This window comes from Kitasatospora sp. NPDC056076, from assembly GCF_042266305.1.
Classification (GTDB): Bacteria; Actinomycetota; Actinomycetes; order Streptomycetales; family Streptomycetaceae; genus Kitasatospora.
Window position 1 is genome coordinate 1 of sequence record NZ_JBHJWG010000124.1, and the last position, 1,688, is coordinate 1,688.

General features: G+C 70.7%; 3 protein-coding genes. 1 reads left to right on the forward strand and 2 read right to left on the reverse strand.

Features of this window, described 5'->3' with window-relative positions:
* On the reverse strand, positions 1 to 617 hold a 617-nt coding region (locus ACFC1T_RS38340), incomplete at its 3' end, for an FAD-binding protein (protein ID WP_375897438.1).
* A gap of 11 nt (positions 618 to 628) precedes the next feature.
* Positions 629 to 1,333 (reverse strand): succinate dehydrogenase cytochrome b subunit, encoded by a 705-nt coding sequence (locus ACFC1T_RS38345; protein ID WP_375897432.1) that lies wholly within the window; start codon positions 1,331 to 1,333, stop codon positions 629 to 631.
* A gap of 96 nt (positions 1,334 to 1,429) precedes the next feature.
* On the opposite strand from ACFC1T_RS38345, the gene ACFC1T_RS38350 reads away from it, so the two are divergent.
* Positions 1,430 to 1,688: LysR family transcriptional regulator (locus ACFC1T_RS38350; RefSeq protein ID WP_375897435.1), on the forward strand; the 259-nt coding region annotated here is incomplete at its 3' end.

Here is a 1,688-nt window from a genome sequence, read left to right on the forward strand (position 1 = left end):
AGCAGGTCCAGCATCTCGGTGCGCGGGTGGAGTTCCACGTTCCCGGCGGCGATCTGCCGGGAGAGCGCCTGGTAGGCGCCGAGCAGCAGTTGCTGGCCGGTCTGGCCGCGGGCGTAGAAGGTGCGGGAGACCTGCACGCCGCCGAAGGAGCGGGTGTCCAGCAGGCCGCCGTACTCGCGGGCGAAGGGCACGCCCTGGGCCACGCACTGGTCGATGATCTCCACCGACACCTGGGCGAGCCGGTGCACGTTGGACTCGCGGGCGCGGAAGTCGCCGCCCTTGACGGTGTCGTAGAACAGCCGGCGGACGGAGTCGCCGTCGTTGCGGTAGTTCTTGGCCGCGTTGATGCCGCCCTGGGCGGCGATCGAGTGGGCGCGGCGCGGGGAGTCCTGGAAGCAGAACTGGACGACGTGGTAGCCCTGTTCGGCGAGGGTGGCGCCGGCCGCGCCGCCGGCCAGGCCGGTGCCGACCACGATCACGGTGTGCTTGCGCCGGTTCGCCGGGTTGACCAGCTTGGCGTCGAACCGCCGCTGGTCCCAGCGCTGTTCGATCGGTCCGGCAGGGGCCTTGGTGTCGGCGACCGGCGCGCCGATCGCGTAGTCCAGGTAGCTGTTCACGTCGGCGCTGCTCACTTCACCACTCCGAACATCACGGCGAGGGGGACGGACAGGAAGCCCGCGGTCAGCACCAGCGCGAGGCCGTCGGCCGTCAGCTTGAGCGCCTTGTCGCGGCGGGCGTTGTTGGCGCCGAGGGTCTGCGCGGCGCTCCAGAAGCCGTGGCGGACGTGGAAGCCGAGGGCCACCACCGCGAGGATGTAGAACACGTCGCTGTACCAGCGGCCGAAGGTGCCCACGATGTTCTGGTAGACGTGGCCGTGCTCGGCGACCGGGTTCACGGTGAGGGTGGTGAGGTCCAGGATGTGCCACACGATGAACAGCCCGAGGATCACCCCGCCCCAGCGCATGGTGCGGGTCGCGTAGCTGGCCCGGCGGCGCCGGTGCACGTACTTGCTCGGGCGGGCGGCGAGGTCCCGGCGGCTGAGCTGGTACGCGGAGACGCCGTGCAGGACGACGGCGGCGACCAGGCCGGCCCGGGCGATCCACAGGAACCACTCGTGGCCGAGGAAGGGCTGGCCGATGGTGCGCAGCCAGGCCGCGTAGCCGTTGATGTCGTCGGGTCCGAAGAAGACCTTGAGGTTGCCCAGCATGTGCGCGACCAGGTACAGCAGCATCGCCAGTCCGGTGACGGCCATGACCGCCTTCTTGCCGACGGTCGACCGCCACAGGGTCACCAGGGTGGACGGATGCCGGGCCGTCCGAGTCGCGGTTGTCATGGCAGCAACGGTAGGGACGGCGGCCAGGGTGCGTCCAAGACATGCTGCGGCTGGTGACGATAGCCGGGGCCTATCGTCGCGGCTTAACCTGGTGGTGTGCAGCTCCAGCAACTCCGCTACTTCCTGGCCGTCGCCGAGACCCGGCACTTCACCCGGGCCGCCGAGGCCGAGCACGTCGCCCAGCCCTCGCTCTCTCAGCAGATCCGTTCGCTGGAACGGGAGTTGGGCGCCGAGCTGTTCCACCGCACCCGGGGCAACATCGCCCTCACCGACGCCGGGGACGCCCTGTTGCCGCTCGCGCGCCGGATCCTCGCGGACACCGAGAGCGCGCGGCTGGCCGTCCAGGAGACGGTGC